We start from the raw sequence: 446 nt of genomic DNA, 5'->3' as shown, positions 1-446 counted from the left end.
AACTCATAATCTGTAATGTAATAGGCAATTGATAGTGAATCAAAGGCTCCATTTTCCACAGCTTTGTTAATGTTTGGTGCATTGTCGTAAAGTGTAAAGTCAGTCAGGTATTTATTAGTAGCTAAATCATAGTAAACCTTTGCGTCCCCGATGACTTCGCTAGAGCCAGATCCATGTTCATATAGCAATGGATATCGTTCTCTGGCAAACTCAATGCAGTTAGGGGTCAAGATAATACCGTTACGATTCTCTACACCAACTTCTGAACCAATGCCTTGGAACGACTTAGAACCGTCCTCGTTTTCAGTTACTTTAATTTCAGCACTATTGGTTATTAGTTTCATCTGTGCTTGTTACGTCCTTTCTATTGCCTTGTAGGTCACTTAGATTTTTAACAGCAACTGCATTAAGGTTAGCTATGTAAATATCTCCACCCTCTATTGGTT

General features: G+C 38.3%; 1 pseudogene. It reads right to left on the bottom strand.

From position 1 onward, the window contains the following. A pseudogene (locus tag EII37_RS10895) lies at window positions 1–344 on the bottom strand (hypothetical protein); the annotation flags it as partial. Window positions 345–446: the final 102 nt, after the last annotated feature.

Origin of the sequence: Streptococcus sp. OH4692_COT-348 (assembly GCF_003859975.1) — a bacterium.
In the GTDB taxonomy this organism is placed as follows: Bacteria; Bacillota; Bacilli; order Lactobacillales; family Streptococcaceae; genus Streptococcus.
The sequence above is the reverse complement of the archived record's forward strand: the minus strand, read 5'-3'. Positions and strand labels throughout refer to the sequence as shown.